Source organism: Polycladidibacter hongkongensis, assembly GCF_001561995.1.
Lineage (GTDB): Bacteria > Pseudomonadota > Alphaproteobacteria > Rhizobiales > Stappiaceae > Pseudovibrio > Pseudovibrio hongkongensis.
Map to the genome: position 1 here is coordinate 410420 of NZ_LLWC01000022.1, position 24446 is coordinate 434865.

At 56.9% G+C, this 24446-nt stretch carries 19 protein-coding genes; 3 read left to right on the plus strand and 16 right to left on the minus strand.

Annotation, left to right across the window (positions count from 1 at the left end; translation table 11 throughout):
* Window positions 1–78: 78 nt before the first annotated feature.
* On the plus strand, window positions 79–297 hold the full coding sequence (locus AYK82_RS09995; RefSeq protein WP_068314830.1) for a hypothetical protein: 219 nt from the start codon (window positions 79–81) through the stop codon (window positions 295–297).
* Window positions 298–660: 363 nt separating this feature from the next.
* Here AYK82_RS09995 and AYK82_RS10000 read toward each other — a convergent pair whose 3' ends face one another.
* The 3 genes from AYK82_RS10000 to ligA all read right to left on the minus strand — a co-directional run bounded on the left by AYK82_RS10000 (window position 661) and on the right by ligA (window position 6457).
* Entirely contained in the window at window positions 661–1563 is a 903-nt protein-coding gene (locus AYK82_RS10000; RefSeq protein ID WP_068314833.1) for a 50S ribosomal protein L11 methyltransferase, read from the minus strand.
* Window positions 1564–1658: 95 nt separating this feature from the next.
* On the minus strand, window positions 1659–4037 hold the full coding sequence (locus tag AYK82_RS10005) for an ATP-dependent helicase (RefSeq protein WP_068315676.1): 2379 nt from the start codon (window positions 4035–4037) through the stop codon (window positions 1659–1661).
* A 266-nt stretch (window positions 4038–4303) separates the two neighbouring features.
* The gene (gene ligA / locus AYK82_RS10010) at window positions 4304–6457 is read right to left on the minus strand and encodes an NAD-dependent DNA ligase LigA (RefSeq protein ID WP_068315679.1); all 2154 of its coding nucleotides are present in this window, start codon (window positions 6455–6457) and stop codon (window positions 4304–4306) included.
* Window positions 6458–6717: 260 nt separating this feature from the next.
* On the opposite strand from ligA, the gene AYK82_RS10015 reads away from it, so the two are divergent.
* Both AYK82_RS10015 and AYK82_RS10020 read left to right on the plus strand, forming a co-directional pair.
* Complete coding sequence (locus tag AYK82_RS10015) at window positions 6718–7347, plus strand: LysE family translocator (protein ID WP_208976454.1); 630 nt, start codon at window positions 6718–6720, stop codon at window positions 7345–7347.
* Between the two features lie 308 nt (window positions 7348–7655).
* Window positions 7656–7892: a DUF1127 domain-containing protein gene (locus AYK82_RS10020; RefSeq protein WP_068314839.1), complete on the plus strand. Its 237-nt coding sequence runs from the start codon at window positions 7656–7658 to the stop codon at window positions 7890–7892.
* A gap of 199 nt (window positions 7893–8091) precedes the next feature.
* Here the strand turns inward: AYK82_RS10020 and recN are convergent, their stop codons facing one another.
* The 13 genes from recN to mraY all read right to left on the minus strand — a co-directional run bounded on the left by recN (window position 8092) and on the right by mraY (window position 24438).
* Entirely contained in the window at window positions 8092–9765 is a 1674-nt protein-coding gene (gene recN, locus AYK82_RS10025; protein WP_068314842.1) for a DNA repair protein RecN, read from the minus strand.
* Between the two features lie 67 nt (window positions 9766–9832).
* Window positions 9833–10684 (minus strand): outer membrane protein assembly factor BamD, encoded by an 852-nt coding sequence (locus tag AYK82_RS10030; RefSeq protein WP_068314843.1) that lies wholly within the window; start codon window positions 10682–10684, stop codon window positions 9833–9835.
* A gap of 250 nt (window positions 10685–10934) precedes the next feature.
* Window positions 10935–11888 carry a UDP-3-O-acyl-N-acetylglucosamine deacetylase gene (gene lpxC, locus AYK82_RS10035; protein WP_068314844.1) on the minus strand — a complete coding sequence of 318 codons (954 nt, stop codon included), beginning with the start codon at window positions 11886–11888 and terminating at the stop codon, window positions 10935–10937.
* 274 nt (window positions 11889–12162) lie between these two features.
* Window positions 12163–13833 (minus strand): cell division protein FtsZ, encoded by a 1671-nt coding sequence (gene ftsZ / locus AYK82_RS10040; RefSeq protein WP_068315682.1) that lies wholly within the window; start codon window positions 13831–13833, stop codon window positions 12163–12165.
* 105 nt (window positions 13834–13938) lie between these two features.
* The gene (ftsA, locus tag AYK82_RS10045; protein WP_068314845.1) at window positions 13939–15261 is read right to left on the minus strand and encodes a cell division protein FtsA; all 1323 of its coding nucleotides are present in this window, start codon (window positions 15259–15261) and stop codon (window positions 13939–13941) included.
* Window positions 15258–16151, minus strand: coding sequence for a cell division protein FtsQ/DivIB (locus AYK82_RS10050; RefSeq protein WP_208976455.1), 894 nt, complete (start codon window positions 16149–16151; stop codon window positions 15258–15260). The genes ftsA and AYK82_RS10050 overlap by 4 nt, the downstream gene beginning before the upstream one ends.
* A gap of 8 nt (window positions 16152–16159) precedes the next feature.
* The gene (locus AYK82_RS10055) at window positions 16160–17083 is read right to left on the minus strand and encodes a D-alanine--D-alanine ligase (RefSeq protein WP_068315687.1); all 924 of its coding nucleotides are present in this window, start codon (window positions 17081–17083) and stop codon (window positions 16160–16162) included.
* 151 nt (window positions 17084–17234) lie between these two features.
* A complete protein-coding gene (murB, locus tag AYK82_RS10060; protein ID WP_068314848.1) occupies window positions 17235–18200 on the minus strand; it encodes a UDP-N-acetylmuramate dehydrogenase in 966 nt (321 codons plus the stop codon).
* Window positions 18197–19627 (minus strand): UDP-N-acetylmuramate--L-alanine ligase, encoded by a 1431-nt coding sequence (gene murC, locus AYK82_RS10065; protein ID WP_068314851.1) that lies wholly within the window; start codon window positions 19625–19627, stop codon window positions 18197–18199. Before murC ends, murB begins: the two co-directional genes overlap by 4 nt.
* Window positions 19628–19661: 34 nt before the next feature.
* Window positions 19662–20762, minus strand: a complete 1101-nt coding sequence (gene murG / locus AYK82_RS10070) for an undecaprenyldiphospho-muramoylpentapeptide beta-N-acetylglucosaminyltransferase (protein WP_068314854.1) — start codon at window positions 20760–20762, stop codon at window positions 19662–19664.
* Between the two features lies 1 nt (window position 20763).
* Window positions 20764–21939 carry an FtsW/RodA/SpoVE family cell cycle protein gene (locus tag AYK82_RS10075; RefSeq protein ID WP_068314857.1) on the minus strand — a complete coding sequence of 392 codons (1176 nt, stop codon included), beginning with the start codon at window positions 21937–21939 and terminating at the stop codon, window positions 20764–20766.
* Entirely contained in the window at window positions 21939–23339 is a 1401-nt protein-coding gene (gene murD / locus AYK82_RS10080; protein ID WP_068314859.1) for a UDP-N-acetylmuramoyl-L-alanine--D-glutamate ligase, read from the minus strand. Before murD ends, AYK82_RS10075 begins: the two co-directional genes overlap by 1 nt.
* 13 nt (window positions 23340–23352) lie before the next feature.
* Window positions 23353–24438 (minus strand): phospho-N-acetylmuramoyl-pentapeptide-transferase, encoded by a 1086-nt coding sequence (gene mraY, locus AYK82_RS10085; protein WP_068314862.1) that lies wholly within the window; start codon window positions 24436–24438, stop codon window positions 23353–23355.
* Window positions 24439–24446 lie beyond the last annotated feature (8 nt).

Genomic DNA, 24446 nt, shown 5'->3' on the forward strand with positions numbered 1-24446 from the left:
ATCGGCATAACCCTTCCTGTCAGCACGACACGGAAGTGCCGCGCCGGAAACAAATCAATGATAACATGAGGTTACGTCATGTCTATGACCGCTACTGCAGTTGATTTCGGCCAACTAGAAAAAACCGAAAAAAGCTTCCTCCGCCGTGCATTTGAACGCATCGTAGAGGCACGTCAAATCGAAGCAAAGCGCGTAGCAAACCACTACCTGCTTCAATTGGACGATGAGACCTTGGCACAGACCGGCTTCAACCGTGAAGCACTGAAGGCAGAAGGCTCGAAAATCAGCTTCCTCTAAGAGGAAGCCCCAGTTTCGGCAGTAATGCCAAAAAAGCTTTCAAGAACCGCTCCTCCCTAGGTTCTTGAAGCGGGCAAGATGGACCCTCCCATTCGTCGCGCCCACCCCTTAAGAAAAGGCACTCCTCCCAACAGCCTTTTCTTAAAACAAACAAACACCCCTGCTTCGGCAGCTGATCGGCACCTCCTCCCAACGCTGATCGCGCCGCAGCAGGGGTTTTGTTTTTGTTACCTTCCTTAAGCCGTCCGCCAACGCACGTGCGCCTACTTGCAGCTGCCCGCAAGAATGCGCAGACAAAAAAGGGGGCCACAACGGCCCCTCTTCCCTATCAGTCCTTCCTGATCGACAAATGCACAAACCGATTTACGGTTGCCATGCTCCGCGCACCAGTGTCAGTGTCAACCAGCCATCAATCTCGCCAGAGCGCTCAAGCCGGAAGCCCTGCTGCGCATAGGCGGAAATAATCCGTGGCCCATGCTCCACCCGCAGGCCTGAAAGCACCAGCACAGCCCTATCCGCCATCTGCGCACAGAACTTTGCAGACATCTGCTCAAGCGGTTTTGCTAGAATATTCGCAACCGCCAGATCAAAAGGCCCAAACTCGGAAAACCGCCGGTCGTCCACGCCTGCCGCCGTAAACGCTTTAAAAAGCGGCGCGACACCGTTTTTCTTGGCGTTATCAACCGCAGCCTCGGTGGCAATTGGATCAATATCCGTTGCCAGCACCTCCTGACGCGTCAGTTTTGCGAGCGCGATTGCAAGCACACCGGTTCCGGTTCCCAGATCCAACATGCGCTCAAAGCGATTACGTTTCAAAAGCCGTGCCAACTCCAGCAAGCAGCCCTCGGTGGTGCCATGGTGGCCGGTACCAAACGCCTGCGCCGCCTCGATCTCGATCCCGATCTCATGCCCGCGCACACAATCCCGATCATGCGCACCGTGCACCACAATGCGGCCAGCGCGCACAGGCTTTAGCCCTTCAAGTGACTTCGCCACCCAGTTTATTTCTGGAAGCGCCTCAATCTCGGTCTCCTCCGGCAAGACACCACCGGCAAACAAATGTCCGGCCCTTGCAGCAAAGATCTCGCGTGCCGCCCGCTCATCGCTATTCAGAATCAACACCTCTGAGATCCAGATACGGCCATCTTCTGAGGCTTCAAACACCGCGACAGGAAAACCCTCTTCCTCAAACAAAAACTCCAGCTGGTTTGAAACCTCTTTGGCCTCAGCCTCCAGCGCCGGAACGCGTACCCGAATGGTCGCCATAAAACTCTCCATAATACTGCATTGCGGTAAAAACGCGCCAGAACAGCTTTGTTAGAGCACGCATCGGCGCGCCCACTTTGACTTTCGTTGTATCCCTAGTGCTTTTCGACGAAGCTATCGAGGACTTTCTTGCGCCCTGCTTTTTCAAAGTCGACGGTCAACTTGTTACCCTCGATCTGCGCAATACGCCCATAGCCAAATTTCATATGGAAGACACGCTCGCCCTCGCTGTAAGCTGATGCTCCATCGCTCACCGTCTTGGCAACAAGCTCACCTTCTATGGTGCGCGGCCCGGCCTTCTGCGCCCGCCGGCTTTGATTGCCGCCATGTTTGCGGCCATAATCGGCACCAGAACTCTGCGTGCGCTGCGCCCGCTGCCACCCCGGTGTGCTGTACGAATTCTGGAACGGGTCGCGCTGGTCAAATCGGCTGGCCCCATAGCCGCCACCGGAAACCGAATTGTACCCGCCATAGCTGGAGTTCTGCTCCACAATCTCCACACAGTCCTCTGGCAACTCATCCAGAAAACGTGAGGGGATCGAGGTTTGCCACGAGCCATGGATCCGCCGATTGCAGGCAAACCAGATTTTCACCCGGTGCCGCCCGCGTGTCACCCCCACATAAGCCAACCGTCGCTCTTCTTCCAGCCCGGAAAGCCCCGTTTCATCCAGCGCCCGCTGATTGGGAAAGACACCTTCCTCCCAACCCGGCAAAAACACCGTGTCAAACTCCAGCCCCTTGGCAGAATGCAGCGTCATGATTGAAACCGCATCTTCGCCCGCCTCGCCCTCGCGGTCCATAACCAGCGAAATATGTTCTAAAAAACCGGCCATGCTCTCGAACTCTTCCATCGAACGGATAAGTTCTTTCAAGTTATCCAGCCGCCCCGGCGCTTCGGCAGAACGGTCCTTGCGCCACATCTCCGTATAGCCACTTTCATCAAGCACAATTTCGGCAAGTTCCGTATGGCTCATCGTGTTCAGCTGCACACGCCAATGATCAAACTGCCCAAGCAGATCCCCAAGGGCCTTGCGTGCTTTCGGGCGCAATTCTTCTGTCTGAATGAGATCAGATGCCGCCGCGATCAGCGGAATTTGTCGCGCCCTTGCATATTCATGCACCACCTTGAGCGAGGCCTCGCCCAGCCCGCGCTTCGGCGTGTTGACAATCCGTTCAAATGCCAGATCATCCGCAGGCTGCACGATGCAGCGGAAATAAGCCAACGCATCGCGTATCTCCATCCGCTCGTAAAAGCGGGGCCCGCCGATCACGCGGTAGTTCAAGCCAAGCGTGATAAACCGGTCTTCAAACTCGCGCATCTGGTAGGAAGCACGCACCAAAATAGCCATCTGGTTGAGCGTATGCCCGCGGGATTGCAGCGTCTCGATCTCCTCGCCAATCGCCCGCGCTTCCTCCTGCGAGTCCCAAGAGGAGGCCACGCAGACCAACTCCGCTTCAGGGTCCATCTGATCGGTGAATAATGTCTTGCCAAGACGCCCTTGGTTATGGGCAATCAGGTGCGAGGCAGCTGTCAGAATATGGCTGGTCGAGCGATAATTGCGCTCAAGGCGGATCACCAGCGCACCGGGAAAATCGTGCTCAAAGCGCAAGATATTATCGACCTCGGCCCCGCGCCAACCATAGATGGACTGATCATCATCTCCCACACAACACACATTGCTGTTGCCCTGCGCCAGCAACCGCAGCCACAAATACTGCGCCACGTTGGTATCTTGATACTCATCCACCAACATGTAGCGAAAGCGCGCCTGAAAGCTCTTCAGAACATCAGGATTATCCTTGAAAATCGTAATGCAATGCAGCAGCAGATCGCCAAAATCACAGGCATTCAAAATTCTCAGCCGCTCCTGATAAAGCTCGTAGAGCCGCTTGGAGTGACCACTGGCAAAACTCTGCGCTTCGCCCATCGGCACTTTTTCAGGCGTGATCGCCCGGTTCTTCCAGCTGTCCATCAATCCAGCGAAGGTGCGCGCCGTCCAGCGTTTTTCGTCCAGCCCTTCTGCCTTGATAATCTGCTTGATCAGTCGGATCTGGTCATCCGTATCCAGAATGGAAAACGAGGATTTCAGCCCGACAAGCTCCGCATGACGGCGCAGGATTTTCACACAGATGGCATGGAAGGTTCCAAGCCAAGCCATGCCTTCCACCCCGCCACCAAGAAAAGAGCCAACCCGCTCTTTCATCTCCCTTGCGGCTTTGTTGGTGAAAGTCACCGCTAGAATTTGCCCCGGAGTTGCCCGGCTCGTGGCAATGATATGTGCAATGCGCGTGGTCAGCACCCGGGTTTTCCCGGTGCCCGCCCCGGCCAAGACCAATACCGGCCCATCCAGAGCTTCCACGGCTTGCCGCTGCTCTTTGTTCAGTCCCTCAAGATATGGCGCTGCCGGCACGCGCCCGGCCATGGCTCTTGCAGCGATCCCGCCAGCACGCGGCTGCGCCTGTGGAGCTGGCATCGCATCGCCGCCCTCCTGCGCTCCGTGTGGGTCTTCGCCTGCAAATCCGTCCGTGTGCTCTGCCATTTCTCAGCTATCTCGCCTTTACCTACAGCTTCAGGCCGTCATCTTCTTCGCAAACTGCGAATACTCGGCCAAGTTTGTGAACATTATAGCAACAGCGGCCGCCTCTGAACAGCACCCGTGCTGATCTAGCATGCCTTGTCCCTTGGGGAGTTCTTCTGCCAAACCCGTTCTCAGGGGGCTAGTCGCTCCATCCACTCACGTTAGTGTCCTTCCACCAGCGCAAACCAGTCATCCTCGGAAATCACCTCAATGCCCAGCTCACTCGCCTTTTTCAGCTTGGAACCCGCCTTCGGCCCTGCAATCACCAGCGATGTCTTCTTGGAAACCGAGCCAGAAACTTTCGCCCCCAACTCTTCCGCTCGCGCCTTGGCCTCATCACGGCTCATCCGCTCCAGCGAGCCGGTAAATACCAGCGTCTTGCCAGCAACCGGAGAACCGCTGGCGTCCGCCACCACCATTTCCTTCGGCCGCACCTGTGCCACTAAGGCTTCCAGCGCCTCAATATTATGCGCTTCACTAAAGAATTCCACCAAGGCCTGCGCCACGATATCGCCAATGCCGTCAATATCATTGAGCTCGCGCCATGCCTCGCTTTGCGTATCGCTAGCGGCACGCATGGCGCTATAAAAGGCTTCCCACGTGCGATAGGCCCGTGCCAGCAACTTGGCGTTCCCCTCGCCCACATGGCGCATGCCCAGCGCGAAGATAAACCGGTTAAGATCAATCACCCGCCGCGTATCAATAGCATCAAACAGGTTGCGCGCAGAAACCGCCCCCCAGCCTTCACGGCTGCGCAGCTTCACCAGCGACTTGCCGTCCCGCTCGCGCAATGTGAAAATGTCGGCTGGTGTGCGGATACCGCCCTCTTCCAAGCCTAGCTCGAAGAATGCGCTTACCTGCTTTTCGCCCATCCCCTCAATGTCAAAGGCATTACGCGAAACAAAGTGCTTCAGCTTCTCCACCGCCTGTGCCGGACAAATCAACCCGCCTGTGCAACGGCGAACCGCATCCAGCTTGCCCTTCACGCCGCTTTGTTCGCGCACCGCATGCGAGCCACAAGCGGGGCAGGACTGCGGGTACTCAAAAGCAACTGAATCTTCCGGACGACGATCCAGATCCACATCAACAATCTGCGGAATAACATCACCGGCCCGCTGTACAATCACCGTATCGCCAACGCGGATATCCTTACCCCCGCGTAGCGGCTCACCATCCTGCCCAATGCCCTTGATATAATCCTCGTTGTGCAATGTCGCGTTAGAAACCACCACACCGCCCACCGTAATCGGCTCCAGCTTGGCCACCGGCGTTAAAGCGCCCGTACGCCCCACCTGAATTTCGATGGCGTTCAGTGTGGTAAAAGCTTTCTCGGCGGGAAACTTATGTGCAATCGCCCAGCGCGGTGAGCGCGAAACAAAGCCCAAGCGCTTTTGCAGCTCAAGGCTGTCAACCTTGTAAACCACCCCGTCGATATCATAGCCAAGGCCTGCGCGATCTTCCTCAATGCGCTTGTACATGGCAATCAACCCCTCGGCGCTGTCAAAGCGCGCCATCAACGGGTTGATCTGGAAGCCCCAATCACCAAAGCAAGCCACCATCTCCATTTGCGTGCTGGCAGGCAGTTCGCTCATCTCGCCCCACGCATAGGCGAAAAACTTCAAGGGGCGTGACTTGGTAATCTCGGGATTAAGCTGGCGCAACGAGCCCGCCGCCGCATTGCGCGGATTGGCAAAAGCCTTGCCACCATTGGCCACCATACGGGCGTTCAGCGCTTCAAAGTCCGCATGGCTCATGTAAACCTCGCCGCGCACCTCCACAACATACGGCACGCCTGCAGGCAACTGCTGCGGAATATCGCCAATACTGCGGGCATTCTCGGTTACATTCTCGCCCTCCGCGCCATCGCCGCGTGTCGCCGCCGAAACCAGCTGCCCGCGCTCATAGCGTAGCGAAAGCGAAAGCCCGTCAATTTTCGGCTCCGCAGTCACCCATAGAGCACCCATCAGCGGGTCATACTTTAAAAACCGCCGCACCTTGCCAAGAAAATCCTGTACATCGCCATCGCTAAACGCATTATCAAGCGAGAGCATCGGCACCACATGGGTAACCTTGCCAAAGCCATCTGCGACACCGGCTCCCACACGGTTTGAAGGGCTGTCCTCACGCACCAAATCAGGGAATCGCGCCTCAATCGCCGCATTGCGTTGGCGCAGCGCATCATATTCACCATCCGAGATCAGCGGCGCATCTTTGCCGTGGTACGCCTCGTCATACTTGGCAATCTCGTTCGCCAACCTCTCCAGCTCTACGCGCGCTTCCGCTTCGCTCAACTGGGCAACATCTATCTCTTGCAGGGTTTGGGCTGATTGATCGGCGCTCACGGCAGCATCCCTTGAATTAATTGGCTGGATTTGGTTGGTGCTAGCTTTGGCATAGGCACAGACCAAGCTCAAGCGACGCCGCGGTTGAGGGAGGATTTTTCCTGCATTATCGTGGGGCAGCGCAAAATAATGGGCCGCTAACCTTGACCCCATTGCACCGAGGTGGCTAACTCGCGTGTCCATACAGTTGAAATATACCAGCAAGCGGCGACCCCACGATACTACTAGATTTTTTGCCGAACCTACCTAGCCTGCTAGCCTTCGCTGGAACCGCACTACTTGTTAGCCTCACCCCCGGCCCCGCGGTAATCTTCATCGTCTCCGGCACAGTTGCCCATGGTCGTCGTTTTGGCCTACTCACCGCTCTTGGTGTTGCCACGGGCAACATGGTCAATATGGCTGGTGCTGCCATTGGCCTTGCCGCACTGTTTGCCGCCTCTGCCACCGCCTTTACCGTGGTGAAATGGCTTGGCGCTGCCTATCTTGTCTATCTCGGGCTGCGCGCCATACTGCAAAAAAACAGTCGCCTGCCAAGCGATAAGCCCGCACCGCCAGACAAGCCGGGCACCCGCATCTATCGAGATGGCTTCATGGTGGCACTGTTGAATCCGAAAACGACCATGTTCTTCGCAGCGTTTTTACCCCAGTTCATAACCAACGCCGATCACACCATCGCACAGTCATTTGTTCTTGGGACCACCTTCGTCCTGATCTGCATCATCACTGACAGCAGCTTCGCCTTTGTTGCGGCTACGGCCAAGAGCCTTTTTCGCACGAGTACAAGGCTCAGCCAAATCGGCAAATACCTCATCGGCACCGTATTTATCGGCCTCGGCCTACGCCTTGCACTGAGCACTAAGTGATTCACCGCAGCTCATAAGTGCTTACCCGTAGAGCTATGCACTTTCGATATATCAATCTAAGAAATCCCTCAAATATAAGGTATATTTAGGGAACCCCTGGCAAACCAAAGAAATAAAAGCATTTAACCACTTGCTATTAAACGATTAATTATGAAATTCTCAGCCATTCACTTTTTGCATAGCGGCTAGAATGAAATCGCGCTTTTCTCATTTCCAAAATGGTTGCATAACATACCCATCGAACGGTAACGCTGCAGCGCCACACTCGATAGATGAAACAACTATCTGATATACATGAGGTATTGACCATGACTATGGCTGCTACAGCTGGCACTCTTGCCGATTTTGAAACCGCTGCTGCAAACGAAGCACCTGCCAAATCTTTCTTTGCCCGTGCCCTAGCCGCAGTGATAACCGCTCGCGAAGCTTACGCCCAGCGCGTTGCCAACCACCACCTCCTGCAGCTTAGCGATGCTGAACTGGTTGATCTTGGCTACGACCGCGCCCAGCTGAAACGCCTTGGCACTCAAGCCTGCTTCTTCTAGAGCAGGCTTCCCCCAAGGCCAGTAAGCACACTGGCAAACCCGGGTGGTCCCCATATCAACCACATGCACAAAAACCCCTGCAACATCCCTCCCACCAATGTGGTCGAGAGAGACAGTGCGGGGGTTTTGTTATTCTGACTGTCATGAAATTACCGCCGATCTGCTTGCCGTACAGCATCAATAGATGTGCGCACATGCGTTACACGACTGGCGCTTCTTCCAGCAAATGCGCCGCTGCCGCTCTTGCCTCATCGCTAATCTTCGAACCTGCCAACATCCGTGCCACCTCTTCCAGTCGAGTGTCGGCAAAGATTTCCTGCACGTTCGTAACCACCTGTTCCTCGGAGACCGCATGCTTTGAAATCAGCAAATGCCCGCCAGCCCGCGCTGCAACCTGCGGCGCATGTGTTACGGTAAGCACCTGCACCTGCCGCGCCAGCCGGGCCAGCCGTAGCCCTATCGCCTCGGCCACAGCACCGCCCACTCCCGTATCGATTTCATCAAACACCAGAGTTGGGGCAGAGCCCTTGTCCGCCAGCGATACCTTAAGCGCCAGCAAGAACCGAGAAAGTTCCCCTCCTGAAGCAACCTTGAACATAGGGCCTGAGCGCGTGCCCGGGTTGGTCTGCGCGTGAAACTCAATGGTATCGATGCCCTCAGGCCCGCGTGCACCCTCATCCACTTGCTGATCAACAATCAGCCGTGCCCGCTCCAGCTTAAGGGCGGGCAATTCCTGGTGCACCGCTTCCTCCAGCGCACGCGCGGTATTGCTCCGCTTTTGCGACAATTGAAGCGCTTTGCGATCATAGGCTGCGGCAGTCTCATCCAGTTTCTGGCGAAGCGCCAACAGCTTGTCTTCACCTGCATCGAGGTCTTCCAAGTCTGCTGCCATATTGTCCCGCAGCTTGGGAAGCTCGTCCACTGGGACAGCAAACTTGCGCGAGGCAGCACGCAGGCCAAACAAACGCTCTTCTACCCGCTCCAACTCACCTTGGTCGAATTCGCTTGCCCGCACTGCCAGTTGCAAACCTGCCCGCGCTTCCTCCAGATTATCAAGCGCCGTGCCAAGCTGCTCCACAACACCGGAAAGCAAAGCTGGCACCTGCTCCACTTTGCGTTCCAACCGGCGCAGCAAGCTGGCCAACTCCGGTATAGGCGAAGTGCCGCCATCAAGTGTCTCATGTGCTTCGATGAGCTCGCTAGCGATTTTCTCCACCTGCATCATGTCTTGCCGCTTCAGCGCAAGTTCTTGTTCTTCCCCGGCCTGCGGATCAAGCCCGCTCAACTCATCAACACTGCTGCGCAGATAATCTGCCTCGCGCCGCGCTTCATCTATACGCTTTTCCAGTTGCGAAAGCTCTCGCTTGGCGCTGGAATAGGCCCGGTACAGCGCACCAAGTTCGGCACACTCTTCGCTAAGCCCGCCAAAGCTGTCAATCAACCGGCGATGTGTTTGCGGGTCCACCAACGCACGCTCATCATGCTGGCCATGCACTTCTACCAAGGTCTCGCCAACCCGGCGCAGCAAGCCTGCGCTCACCGGTGCATCATTCAGGTACGCGCGCGTACGCCCATCCGCCGCCTGCACGCGCCTTAAAATAATATCGCCATCCGCATCCTGATCATTTTCCGCCATAATCCGCCGCGCCGGATGGGTAAGCGGCACATCAAATACCGCTGTGATCTGCCCGCGCTCTTGGCCCTGACGCACAAGCCCGGCATCGCCGCGTCCACCAAGCGCAAGGCTAAGCGAGTCCAGCAAAATGGACTTACCCGCACCCGTCTCACCGGTGAGCACAGTCATGCCCGTCTCGAACGACAAATCCAGCTTGTCGATCAAAACGATATCGCGAATAGAAAGAGTTACCAGCATAAAACAAATCGTTGGCGAATTGTGGGAAGTAAGAAGGGCCCGGGCACATGGCCCAGACCCTGATTTCCTAAAAGATTTTCAGCGAAGCGAAAGCCTTGCTCATCCAGCTGCCAGAGCTAGCTTGTGGGCGATATCCGCCGTCCTTAAGCAAGGAATAGGCATCTTTATACCACTCGCTATCGGGGAAGTTATGCCCCAGCACCGCCGCTGCGGTTTGCGCCTCGTTCACAACACCAAGCGCGTAGTAGCTCTCGGTAAGGCGGAACAACGCCTCTTCCACGTGGCGGGTGGTCTGATAGTTGGTCACAACCAGCTTGAACCGGTTGATCGCCGCCAGATAATTCTTGCGAACCAGATAGTAGCGGCCAACTTCCATTTCTTTACCGGCAAGCTGATCCTCTGCCATCCGAATGCGATTGCGCGCTTCATTGGCATACTCAGAGTCAGGATAACGCTGCACAACCTCGCGCATCGCATCCAGCGCCTGCGCTGTTGCATGCTGGTCGCGCCCAACATCTGGGATCTGGCGGTAATAGGATTCGCCGATCAGAAACAGGGCATAAGCGGAATCTTCGCTGCCAGGATAAAGCGCCACAAAACGCTTCGCTGCTGCAACTGTCTCCGGGTACTTACCCATGGTGAAGTTCAAGTAAGCGATGTTGATAAGCGATTTACGAGCAAACTCGGAATAAGGATAGGTTTTATCCAGCTCGTTAAACTTCTTCTCGGCTTGTTTAAGCTGCCCGGCCGCCCGTAGCGCTAAGGCATCGTTAAACATCTGCTGTGGCGGCGTATCGTCCAGCTCCAGCTCACTTACATCACTCGAGGAGGCACAGCCAGCCAGCAGTACAGCGCTTGCCAACAGTGTTGCGGCCAGAGTGTGCCGCTTACGCCCCTTCGGGCTTTGCCAGTGGTTCATAGTCTTTTCCAACACGCATCCCTCTCCTTGGTATCTGGAAGGATTCGGGGGCCACCCCAATATTTCAACGAATGCTTTTATCGCAATGCTCAGGCAAGGTCACGCCTTCCCTACGCAATTGGGAGAATAATATGTCGAATTCTAGGCAAAAGCCCCAAAAGCCTGCACCAATACCCAAAGAAAACAAAAGAGGCTGCCAACAAAGTGACAGCCCGTAAAGATTGGCACACAAGCCAACCCTAGTCGTGTCCTAGGATACGTCCGGGCCAAATGCTGCCGCCTGCAGCCCGCCAAGCAGCTCCGCATGGCCTTTCTCGCCAACACGCGCGCTTTCCCCGGCTTCGACAATCTCGAAAGCCTCAGGATTTTTGAAAAGCTCCACCAGCACACAATGGTTCATCCGGTGGCCACCTTTGTAGGAGCGATACTCCCCAAGGATAGGCAGCCCGGCAAGTGCCAGATCACCCACTGCATCAAGGCTCTTGTGTCGCACAAACTCATCCGGCCAGCGGGTTCCTTCCGGGTTAAGCACTCGTTCGCCATCCAGCGCCACAGAGTTCTCCAGCGAAGAGCCCATGGCAAAACCCATTTGCCATAGCTTCTCGACATCCTTTACAGAACCGAAAGTGCGCGCACGCGAAAGCTCATCACGGAAGGTTTCAGGTGTCAGATCAAACACCAATTGCTGGCGACCAATCACACTATTTTCAAAATCAATCGTAATATCAAAACAAGGCCGATCTGCCGGGGAGAGTTGACACCACTGGTCGCCCTGATCAACCCGTACCGTTTCTTTGATCTTGATATAACGGCGCGCCGCTTTCTGCTCACAAAGGCCGGTCGCCTCAATCGCTTCTACAAAAGCTTCGGAAGAGCCATCCATAATCGGTGTCTCTGCACCATCAATCTCGACAATGGCGTTATCAACGCCCATGCCAAACAGCGCTGCCATCAGGTGCTCAATCGTCGCAACGCCGCCTGTTTTTGGATCACCAACCACCGTACAAAGCGCCGTCGCCGAAACCACATCCCAGCGGGCCGGTGTTTCAGTGCTGCCAGTTGCATCGCTACGTTGAAAAACAATCCCGGTATTGGCATCGGCCGGATGCAAAGTCATCGAAGCAGGCCCGCCAGAATGCACCCCGATACCGTTCAAGGTCACACTGTCTTTGAGGGTTTTTTGCTTCTCGGCACGCATTGCCATGACATCCAGCCTTTTAATCTCGAGATAGATACGGGGTATTTTTCAAGGAACCTCGCCAATATGCGAAGATTCTAAAAAAGCACGCCCTATCAAGTTGGCTGGAAGATAGCGGGATGAAGCTAAGAATTGAAATAAAGGTTTATTACGATTTGTAACGCTATGAAATTTACAGGTACATCTACCTAATAACCTCTCACAAAAGCGTTGCGGCAACCCGGAGAAAATCCGAATTGCCGCTGAGAGGTGCGAGTTATTCACAGCGCAGGCGTTCGCCCTAGCTGCTTTGGCGTCGCAGAAAAGCTGGGATTTCCAGCTGATCATCTTCTGGCGCTTGGCGCGGAGCCATATCACGGCCAGACATATCGTATTGCCCTTGTGGGGCGGCCGGTTGCACAGGCTGCTGCAGAGGTGCTGCCTGAGGCTGTTGTGGCGCTGCCATCATCTGCTCTTCTTCATAGGCAACAGGTGCTTCCTCGCGGCGTCCAAGCCCACCGGTCAACCGGCGCAACAAGCCCATAGGACGGCGTTCATCATCATGCTCGTCTTCATAGGCAGCCGGTGCCGCAGGTGCTGGCTCGTAGGCAGGAGCGGCAGGTGCAACAGGTTGTGCCGGTGCTTGCGCCCGCATTTCGCGCTGTGCGACTTCAGGGAAGTCTTCAACACGCGGCATCCGGTCAGCACCGCCATAGGATTCTGCAACAGGGGGAATGAACGGCTGTGGCAACTCATCCGCAGCAGCGCTCACCTCTGGTGCAAAATTCTGCACACCTGCCACTGGCTCATAGGCCGCTGGCTGATAGGAGCTGATTTCAACTTCAGGGTCTGCTGAGGCCGCAACAGGCGCCGCCGCTGCAACAGCTGGGCGGACCGGAGCAACAGCCCGTGGAGCAGGTGCAGGCGCGGCCTGTGCCGTCGCATTTTGCATCCGCTGTGTCAGCTCGGCCATGCGCACTTCTTCAGGCGAAATATCATCGCGAATTGGCTTGTCGATGCCGGTGGCAACCACGGAAACGCGGATCACGCCATCCAACGCTTCATCGAAGGTCGCGCCCAGAATGATGTTGGCATCAGGGTCAACTTCTTCGCGAATACGGGTCGCCGCTTCGTCCACTTCAAACAGGGTAAGATCATTGCCACCTGTAATGGAGATCAACAGGCCCTGCGCCCCTTTCATGGAGGTTTCGTCCAGCAGCGGGTTGGCAATCGCCGCCTCTGCTGCCTGAATGGCGCGGCTATCGCCGGAGCTTTCACCGGTACCCATCATCGCTTTGCCCATACCGCGCATAATCGAGCGCACATCAGCAAAGTCGAGGTTGATCAGGCCCTCTTTCACCATCAGGTCCGTAATACAGGCAACGCCCGAATACAGCACCTGATCTGCCATCGCAAAGGCGTCGGCGAAAGTGGTTTTAGGATCCGCAACCCGGAACAGGTTCTGGTTTGGAATAACAATCAGGGTATCAACATTGCGATGCAGCTCCTCGATGCCGGCATCGGCAACGCGCATCCGGCGGGACCCTTCGAATTGGAAAGGCTTGGTTACCACACCGACGGTCAGTATACCCTTTTCACGGGCAGCCCGTGCAATCACCGGGGCAGCACCGGTGCCGGTACCACCGCCCATACCGGCAGTGATAAACACCATATGCGCGCCATCTAGATGATCATTAATCTCTTGGATCGCCTCTTCAGCAGCGGCGCAGCCCAGCTCCGGCTGCGAACCGGCCCCAAGGCCTTCGGTAACGGCAACGCCCATCTGGATCACACGCTCGGCCTGATTAAGGGCCAGAGCCTGCGCGTCCGTATTGGCCACAACAAAATCACAGCCTTGTAGTCCGCAGCTGATCATATTGTTGACTGCATTGCCGCCGGCACCACCTACACCGAACACGGTGATCCGTGGCTTCAACTCCTGAATATCAGGCATTTGCAGGTTAATAGTCATATTGTCCTCGCGACGCTCTAGCATGCCCGGATCGGGCACACCGCTCTTCCTCTCATACGCTCGCTGTTGCCAGCGAAATTCCAAATTCACAGCGCAGCTCTTGCGCTAGAAACTCTCTTTCAGCCACTGTCCCACACGGGAAAGATAGCCCCCCGAACCGCCCCAACGGGTACGTGCGGCGCCCGGTTCAAATTGTTCGATACGGCTCACCTGCGGGTAAACAAGCAGCCCCACGACAGCGGCAAACGCTGGCCCTTTCGCCTGCGCTGGTAATCCGCTTACGCCCAGAGGCCTGCCAAGACGCACGTTGTGCCCGAGGATCCGCCGAGCCATTTCGCCCATGCCCGTCAGCTGGCTGCCGCCACCTGTAAGCACAATGCGCTTGCCGACCCGTCCGGCAAAACCGGAACTGTTCAACTTGTCACGCACAAGCTCCAGCGTTTCTTCCACCCGCGGGCCGATCACTTTGGTCAGCTCGCTTTTGGGCGCGCTTTGCGGCAAATCCCCTTCCGCATCCAGCGGCGCCACCTCGATATAATCATGCTCGTCCGCCACCGAAGGCAGGGCCGAACCATAAAGTGTCTTCAGCCGCTCCGCCTCGTGCATATTGGTGGTGAACCAGCGGGCTATATCCATGGTGATATGGTTACCGCCCACAGCCATTGCATCCAGATGCACCATCTTGCCATCAACAAAGATCGAGAGGGTCGTCGTCCCGCCGCCAAAGTCGACACAAGCGACGCCCAATTCAGTCTCGTCCGCCATCAGCGTTGCAAGCCCGGAGGCGTAAGGTGTCGCCACCAGCCGCTCCACTTGCAAATGCCCCCGTTCGATACACAGCTCCAGATTTCTCACTGGCGGCACTTCCGCACTCACCACCTGCATATCCAGCCCCAGTTGGCGCCCCATCATACCGCGCGGATCGCGAATACCCGGGCTACCATCAAGCGCATAGGAAATTGGCAGTGCGTGCATCACGGCCCGCCCCTCTGGGGTGGAATGATCAGAGCCCGCCGAAAGCACGCGCTGAATGTCCGCATCAGCAACGCTTTCACCTGCCACCGGCACCTTTGCCGATAGCACTTCCGAATGCAGGCGACCACAACTCACGTTTACAATCAGCGACTCAACCATCACGCCGGACATTTTTTCCGCTTTATCCACTGCGTTTCGGATGGATTGCTCCGCCAAATCCATGTCCACCACCACGCCGGACTTCAGCCCTCTCGCGTTCTGGTAGCCATAGCCCAAGATCTCAATCGCATGCGTGCGCCCGGGCAACAATTCTCCGGTGTCCTGTGGCACCAGCTTGGCGATCAAACAGCAAATCTTTGTCGACCCCACATCAAGCACAGATACAATTACCGAGCGCCGGCTCGGCAATGGGCGCATGCGCGGTAGAAAAACGATGTTCCGCCCGTCCTTCATATCGCGGCCCCCCGCTTGCGCTGCGCCGCGCGCGCCTGCACCGCCGCTTTGCGCCGCAGTGCCGCTGCATCGGATAGGCGCACGACAACACGGTCCTTCAGGCGCATATCAACAACGGTAATATCCCTGTTCAGCAGCCCGCTTTCCCAATCCATCTGCACCAGCTCGGCAAGCACCTTCTTCACACCGGTTTCCGGCAGACGCACCACAACTCCGTTGTCGAGGTTCAAATCCCAGCGCCGCTCCGAGCGCAGGCTCGCCGCCCGCACGCGCGCGCGCAACTCGGGAAAATGGGAAAGTGCATCAATTATCTCGTCGGCGCGATGCTGCGCCCCATGGTTCACCACCCGCAACAGGTTGGCATAACGCCCATCCACCTGATCGGTAATCACCTGCCCGTCCCGGTTAATCACCGAAACCACGTCTCCGCGCTGCCACAGCGCGTAGGGCTCTTGCTCCTCGACTGTGATTTTCAAAGTGCCGGGATAAAACTTCTGCAAGCTGACATGCTTGACCCAAGCCAGCTGCTGGATTCGCTCCTGCGCCGCTTGCGCATCAAACATCACCAGTGAGGGCTGCACACCCATTTCAAGTTTTTCAAGAATTTGCAGTTCATCAAGCCGGTCCAGCCCGTCAATCTCGATGGAATCCACTGAAAAGCCCAAGGTCGCCGTCACTGATTCGCTAACTTGCTGGCCGTGACCACCCAAAACAATGCCATAAGTCGTAAAAGCCGCAAGCACCGCTGCAGCCCCCACAGGGCCGGCAGATCGCGGCAGTAAAGCAAAAATCCCAGTCACCCCCCAAGCAGGGCGCTGGTGCAGGCGTGACACGCCGCGACGGGAGCCCAAGAGCCCCATACGCTGCCAGCGTCCCCGCCATGCATTCATTTTTGCCTTTATCTTCCGCAACTTGCGTCCTCCGCAATCCAAGAAACCAACTCCGTGAAATTGTGCCCAGCATGAGCCGCGATTTCAGGAACCAGCGATGTCGGCGTCATCCCGGGCTGGGTGTTAACCTCCAGACAGATCAGCTCTCCAAGCCCGTTTGGCCCTTCATGAAAGCGGAAATCTGCACGGGTCACGCCCTTACAGCCCAAGGCGAGATGCGCCTTCAATGCTGATTTTTGTATTTCTTGGTAAACAGAGGGTAAAATTTTTGCAGGAAGTATATGTTGTGAACCGCCAGGTGCATATTTCGCATCATAATCATAGAAATTCTGGCCCACTGGCACAATCTCGGTCACCCCGAGCGCCACATCACCCACCACAGCGCAGGTTAGTTCCCGCCCGGGGATATAGCGCTCGGCCATCAACACCTCGGGAAACACCCAATCATCGCGTGACAACTCTTGCGGCGGGTGCGCGTGGTCTTCACGCACAATCAGCACCCCAAAGCTGGACCCCTCGCAGATCGGCTTAAGCACATAAGGCGGCTCCATCACATGCGCAGCAGCCGCTTGCGCACGGGTGACAACCTTGTGCTCCGCCACCGCCACGCCAGCCGATTTCATCACCGCCTTGGCTTTGATCTTGTCCATAGCAAGAGCGGAGGCCGCAATGCCTGAATGGGTATAGGGGATCTGCAAAAGCTCCAACACGCCCTGCACCCCGCCATCTTCACCAAATGGCCCGTGCAAGGCATTAAACGCCACATCCGGCTGCAACTCTTGCAACACCGCCACTAGATTGCGATCCACATCAACGCGGGAAACACGGTAGCCCGCCGCCTCCAACGCATCTGCGCAAGCGTTGCCAGAGCTCAGAGAAACTGGGCGCTCATTAGCCCAACCACCCATCAAAACCGCAATATGCTTCACCATGACAACATCCAATCTTATAAACCGCAGCTCCAGCAAAGAGCAAAGAGGCGCTCTTTTAAAAGCGCCTTTCTTCCCCAGCACGCAGGAATTGCGCGGCATATGTTTTATGTAAAGAAGCCCCGCCAGAACCGGCGGCCTTCACCCCACATCGTTAGCCCACAGGCTCGCCAAGAAACGGCGCAATCGGTGCACCAGCAAACTTGCCAATCCGCTTGATTTCCCAGTCCAGCTGAATGCCGGTGGCCGCAAGCGCTTTTGCGCGCACAGTTTCACCAAGCAATTCCAGATCATGCGCGCTGGCATCACCCGTGTTCAGCATAAAGTTGCAATGCAATTCCGACATTTTTGCGCCGCCAACGACATATCCGCGGCAGCCAGCCTGATCCACAACCTTCCAAGCGCTGGTGCCCTCGGGGTTTTTAAAGGTCGAACCACCGGTTTTCTCGCGAATAGGCTGGGCTTTTTCGCGGTGCGCAACCACGTCCGCCATCTGCGCGCGGATCTGCGCCTCATCTGCCAACTCCCCCTCCATAATTACAGAGGTGAAAATCAGGTCCTTTGCCGCCCCGCTGTGCCGGTAAGCATAACCCATCTCTTCAAGGGTGAGAGTGTGCCGGGTTCCCTGCCGGTCAACAGCCCGCACCTCGCGCACCAGATCTTTCATCTCGCTGCCATGCGCCCCGGCGTTCATACGAAGCGCGCCGCCAATGCCGCCGGGAATACCGGTCAAAAAGCTAAACCCGCCAATGCTGTGCTTGGCCGCTACTTCCGCCAACTTCTTATCCGGAACACTGGCACCCACCTGCAAACGGGCCCCGCCCAGATGCTCTACTTTGCCAAATCCCTTCATCGGCAAGCGGATCACCACGCCATCAATGCCGCCATCGCGCACCAACAGGTTAGAGCCCAGCCCGACAACCGTCACCGGCGCATCCGCAGGCAACGCTTTGAGGAAAAAAGCCAAGTCTTCGGCATCAGCGGGCTGGAACATCAGCTCCGCAGGCCCGCCAACGCGAAACCATGTCACAGAGGAAAGCAGCTGCCCGGGAATCAATCGCCCGCGCACTTCTCCCGCCGCAGTAGCCCCCAGCCACCGCTCTGCAATAGCCTCACTCATGCTGAAGCTCCTTCGCTGCCCGCACCCATAAGCTTGGCAAGCTCATCGGGTAACTGGTTTGCCCACTGGGTCACCGTGCCCGCCCCAAGGCAGATCACAATATCACCCGCCTCCGCATGGGCCGCAACCGCCGCAGCCAGCCCCTCTGGCGCATCAACCGCCAGCGCCTGCCGGTGCCCGCCGGCCTTCAACCCAGCAACAAGATCGCTTTGCAGCGCGCCTTCAATCGGCTGTTCCCCAGCTGCGTAAACAGGCGAAACAAGCACCACATCCGCATCATTAAAACACCCGCAAAACTCATCGAACAGCGCTTTCAAGCGGCTGTAACGATGCGGCTGCACCACCGCAACCACCTTGCCCTCGGCCGCCTCGCGGGCGGCATGCAACACGGCTTTAATCTCAACCGGATGGTGGGCATAATCATCGTAAATATCGACCCCCGCTACCGCGCCGGTATGGGTAAAGCGGCGCTTCACCCCGCCAAAACTGGAGAGCCCGCGCCGGATCGCCTCACCGCTGAGGCCAAGCTGATACGCCAGCGCAATAGCCGCGGTGGCGTTGGAAACATTGTGCAAGCCCGGCATCGGCAGCACCAGATCTTCCATCAACAGCACATCCTCGGTGCGTCGATCACGGATCTCAACAGAGAATACGGACTTGCCGCCGCCCATCTGCACATCAAAGAACCGCACATCCGATTGCCGGTTTTGGCCATAAGTCACAATACGCCGGTCTTCGATCTGCCCAACCAGCGCCTGCACCTCCGGATGATCCAGACACATAACGGCAAAGCCATAGAAGGGCACATTCTCGACAAACTGCGCAAATGCCTTGCGCACCCCATCAAAATCGCCGTAATGGTCCAGATGCTCCGGATCGATATTGGTAACCACGGCAATATCGGCGGGCAGCTTGACGAAAGTTCCGTCAGATTCATCGGCCTCAACCACCATCCAGTCCCCCCCGCCCATACGGGCATTGGTGCCATAGGCGTTGATAATCCCGCCATTAATCACAGTCGGGTCCATTTCCCCCGCTTCCAGCAGTGCCGCCACCATCGAGGTGGTCGTCGTCTTGCCATGCGTGCCGCCAATGGCGATGGACTGCTTGAAGCGCATCAGCTCGGCGAGCATCTCCGCCCGGCGCACAACAGGCATTTTACGCTCGCGCGCGCCCATAAGCTCAGGGTTATCCCCTTTGATCGCAGAGGAAATCACGCAGACTTCTGCGCCCTCAAGGTTCTCCGCCCGCTGGCCAATCATCACCTTGATGCCCTTTTCGCGCAGGCGCAGCACATTGGCATTCTCGTTTAGATCAGAACCTTGAACGGTATACCCAAGCGTGTGCAACACCTCGGCAATTCCGCTCATACCGATACCGCCAATCCCGACAAAATGAACCGGCCCCAGCTCCACTGGCATCTTCATGTGTTCTACCCCTTAGGTCTTTGCGGTGCGCGCCTTACGAGCGCTGCTGCCCTGCAATCAATGTCTCGGCGAAATCCGCCAGCTTGCGTTCCGCTTCCAGCTGGCCAGCGCTTTTTGCCCCTGCTGCCGCATCCGCCAACTGCTGCGGCTGCGCCAAAAACTCTTTCAGTTGTCCTGCCAATGCCTGCGCGCTGAACTGCGCCTGTGGCACCTTCCGGGCCCCGCCTGCCTGCACCAAAACATCCGCATTCAAGCCCTGATCATTATCCAGCGCCCCGGGAAACGGCACCAGCAAGGCCGGTCGGCCAATCGCTGCCAACTCGCAAACAGTTCCCGCGCCAGAGCGGCAAATAACCAAATGCGATGCGGCAATGTGAGCAGGCAAGTCGGCAAAAAACGGCGCCAATTGCGCAGCCACGCCCAGCTCGCGGTAACGTGCCTCAACACTTGGCAAATCCTCTGCCCGCGCCTGCTGCACTACCGCAAGGCGTGCGCGCTCTTCCGGTGCGAGCAGCGCCAGCGCCTCCGGCACCACCTGCGAAAACACACGCGCCCCTTGGCTGCCACCAAACACCAGCAGATGAAACGGCCCCGCAGGCACCGGCGCATCATATGGCGCGCCCAGCACATCGCGCACATTCGGCCGCAAAGGATTACCCGTAACCATAGCCTTGTGCTGCAAATTCTGCGGCAAGGGTAAATCAAAGGCAGTCGCCACGCCACTCGCTCCGCGTGCCAGCATGCGGTTGGCCCGCCCCATCACCGCATTGGCTTCGTGCAAAACGCTTGGCACAGCGCATAGCCGCGCCGCCAGCATCGGTGGAAAACTGGGATACCCCCCAAAGCCAACCATCGCCACCGGCTTTTCTCGCCTGAGCAGGCGTAGCGATTGCCACAGCCCGCGCGAAAGCTTCAACACCGTGCGCAAGATCGCCGAAGGAGAGCGCCCGCCAAGCGTCGCGCTATCAATCACATGCACAGCGCTGGCGGGAAAATCCGCACCAAAAGCATCGCTGCGCTTGTCGGTCATCAGCTGCACATCATAACCACGCGCACCCAGCTCTACCGCCAGTGCCTGCGCTGGAAACAAGTGCCCACCGGTCCCCCCGGCGCACAACATGATTGTTTTCTTCATTTTATGCAGCCTCGTCTTTAGGTGATTTTCTTGTCGCTGCAAACCGTCCGCCAAACACACCCGGTGTTTTGCGTGGCTGTGGCCGCCGCCGTGTCAATGCCAATACAAACCCCATGGTAAGCGCCATAGCCAACAGGGATGAACCACCCGAAGAAATAAAGGGAAGCGTCATCCCCTTGGGCGGGATCAGATTGAGATTCACCGCCATATTGATGCAGCTTTGCAGCCCAAACAGGCTCACCAGCCCAACAACAGAAAGGCGACTAAAAGGATCCTGCTCTTGCATCGCCATATAAAGCCCCCGCAGCACCACCATGGCGAACACAGAGACAATCACCACAGACAGCAGGATGCCGTATTCCTCCGCCGCCACGGCAAAGATAAAATCCGTATGGCTATCTGGAAGGATACGTTTCACTGTGCCTTCCCCCACCCCGCGGCCAAACCAGCCACCCGATACAAAACTATCGATGGCCTTATCAATTTGGTAGGTGTCGCCGGAAGAGGGGTCAATAAACCGCATTATCCTGCTGCGCACATGCGGCAAGTAGGTAAATGCTGCAAAAAAACCGCCCACGCCCAGCATCAGTAGCGGCCCAATGGCAAACCACGACAGCCCGTTTACGAAAAACAACGCCGCCACCACAACGCTGACCAGTATCGTCTGGCCAAAGTCCGGTTGTACAATCAGCAGGGCCGCCACAATCAGATACAACAATATGGAAATGAAATTCCCCGGCACCTCCGGCCGCCTTGGCGCCTCTGAAAGCAAAAAGGCGATAATCACAATCAAGGTGGGCTTCACAAATTCCGACGCCTGCAAGGAATAGCCGAACAAACTAACCCAACGCCGCGCCCCCTTGATTTCATAGCCGATAAACAGCGTCGCCACCAGCATGCCCACAGCGCCAACAAGCCCCAAAAGGGCTACCCGTCGCACGAGACGCGGTGATAATGCAGAAACTCCCAGCAGCACCGCCAGCGCAGGCCCTAGAAAAAACGCCTGTCGTTTGACAAAGTGCATCGGATCCACGCCCAGTCGCTCTGCCACAGGCGGACTGGCGGCCATCGACAGCACAATGCCTGAAGCCATCAAAAAGATGACACCAAACAACATGTAACGGTCAATCGTCCATAGCCACTCAGCCAGTGGGCTGCGATCTGTGCGTGATACCATCAGCTCACCCCGCCATCACACAGGCGCGCGGCAGCTGCTTGGGCAAACGCTGTAAAGGCCTCGCCCCGCTTTTCAAAGCTGTCAAACTGGTCAAACGAGGCACAGGCAGGAGAAAGCAGCACCACCGCCTCGCGGCTACGGTCTTTATGCGCATCCTCTGCCGCCGCCGCAACAGCGCTTTCCAGCGAACCAAGTATCAGATAGGGCGCATGCCCCTCCAGCCGCTGCGCAAACGCTTCTGCCGCTTCGCCAATTAGGTATGCGCGGGCGATCTTAGGAAAGAACCGCGCCAAATCGTCAATTCCGCCCTCTTTGGGTAGCCCGCCTGCAATCCAGAAAATCCGGTCAAAACTCTCCAGCGCATGCGATGCCGCTTCCGCATTCGTGGCCTTGCTGTCATTCACAAACAAGACATGATCCGCCACAGCCACCACCTGCGCGCGGTGGGCCAGCCCCTCAAAGCTGCAAAGCCCTCTGGCAATCTCTTGCGCATCAACACCAAGCGCAGCGCCAATCACCGCTGCCGCCGCTGCGTTTTGCCCGTTGTGCTTACCGCGCAGCGCCTGCGCTCCAGCCAGATCCGCAATCTCTTGCTCTTCGCCCTCAAAAACTTCAAGCAGCTTGCTCTCGTTTAGATAGACCCCGGCAACAACCGGCTGCTCGCCAGAGATATACTCAACAACACCCCCACCGGCCTCAAGCTGCTGGCCAATCTGCCGCGACATCTCATCATCACTGCCAATAACGGCAAGTCGGCTGGCCCGCACCAGCCGCGTTTTCACCGCGGCGTAATGCTCCATTGTGCCGTGCCTGTCCAGATGATCTGGCGAAAGGTTCAGCAAAACACCCACATCCGGCGCAAAAGATGGTGCCAGATCAATCTGATAGGAAGACAGCTCCAGCACGTAGACCCTGTCCCCCGAAAGCGGTGCCAAATCCAGCACGGGTCGGCCAATGTTCCCGCCCATCTGCACATCAAATCCAACCTCGGTAAGCATATGAGCTGCAAGCGCTGTCGAGGTGGATTTGCCGTTGGTTCCAGTAATTGCAACCACCAGCGCATCAGGGCAAGTGGCATTGAGCTGCCGTTGAAAAAGCTCCATATCGCCAATGATTTCCACCCCGGCAGCCTGCGCTTTAACAACGCTCCAATGCGGTTGAGGATGGGTGAGCGGTACACCAGGCGCCAACACCAATGCCGCATAGCGGCTAAAATCCGCCTCGCGCAAATCCAGCACACAAAGCCCAGCAGCCTCTGCTGCCTCGCAGCGCGCTGCATTGTCATCAAAGGCATCTACCCGCGCTCCGCCAGCTTCCAGCGCTTTTGCAGTCGCCACGCCAGAGCCACCAAGCCCGAACAGCGCCACCTCTTTGCCGGAAAAAACAGAAAGGGCAATCATTTCTCTCGCGCTCCTAGCGCAGTTTCAGTGTTGCCAGCCCAACAAGCGCCAGCACAACGGCAATAATCCAGAAGCGGATAACAACCTGCGATTCAGTCCAGCCCAGATGCTCAAAATGGTGATGGATCGGCGCCATCTTAAACACGCGCTTGCCAGTCAGCTTAAACGAGGCCACCTGTACAATCACCGAGACAGCCTCCAACACAAACAAACCGCCGATAATCGCCAAAACAATTTCGTGTTTTGTGGCCACAGCAATCGCGCCAATCATGCCGCCCATGGCAAGCGACCCGGTATCCCCCATGAAGATCGCAGCTGGCGGCGCATTAAACCATAAAAACCCAAGCCCCGCGCCAATCACCGCCCCGCAGATCACAGCCAGCTCGCCCGTGCCCGGCACATGATGGATTTGCAAGTAATTGGCAAAAACCGCGTTACCAGTCAGATAGGCAATCAGCGCAAACGACGCTGCTGCAATCATGACGGGCACAATCGCCAGTCCATCCAGCCCGTCTGTCAGGTTCACCGCATTGCCCGCACCCACCACGACAAAAGCCGCAAACGGTACGAAGAACAGACCCAGATTAATGGTCAATTCCTTGAAAAACGGAAAGCCAATGGAGGTAGAAAACGGCTCGGTATCCAGCAGCGTCACCGCAAAAGCGGCCGATCCGGCAATCAAAAACTCAAGCCCAAGCCTTGCTTTGCCCCCAAAGCCCTTGTGCGAGGATTTGCTCACCTTCAGATAGTCATCATAAAACCCGATCAACCCGAAGCCGAGCGTAACCCCGACAACAATCCAGACATACGGGTTGGAAAGATCCGCCCATAGCAGCGTCGCAACCAGCATACCGGAAAGGATCATCAGCCCGCCCATTGTCGGCGTGCCTTTTTTAGTCAGCAAATGGCTCTGCGGTCCGTCTTCACGGATCGGCTGTCCATGCCCTTGGCGCAGGCGCAGCGCGGCGATAATGCGCGGACCAAACAAAAACACAAACAAAAGTGCCGTCATAATCGCCCCGCCCGTGCGGAAGGTGATGTATTTAAACACGTTCAACGCGGAAATGTGATTGGCCAATTCCCCAAGAAAATACAGCATGATCTACC